1 protein-coding gene is annotated in these 265 nt (G+C 52.5%); it reads left to right on the top strand.

Annotated features, from left to right (window positions below):
- Positions 1-39: 39 nt before the first annotated feature.
- Positions 40-265: DUF6396 domain-containing protein (locus AC0608_RS13765; RefSeq protein ID WP_478289470.1), on the top strand; the 226-nt coding region annotated here is incomplete at its 3' end.

The following is a 265-nucleotide window of genomic DNA, read 5'->3' on the forward strand; positions in this document are numbered from 1 at the left end:
TCAGAACGTGCTCGTCGGTACGAAAAAATCAGTCAGTTTTTGGATCGCTACGAATCCCTTGGTGCCACCGTTCCCGATATCGACAATATCGTCCCCCTGCCTCCAGCGAAGCTACCGGATTGGGACGGCACATTCGAATGGCAGAAAAAACGGGACTCAACGCCACCACCCGAAAAACCGTCGGAAGAAATGATTCGCGCATTGAGTCAAGAGAAAGGCCTGGACTCGGAAACCTTGCGAACGTACTCCCCAGGTGGGATACTTA

Source organism: Flavobacterium sp. GNP008 (assembly GCF_056428965.1).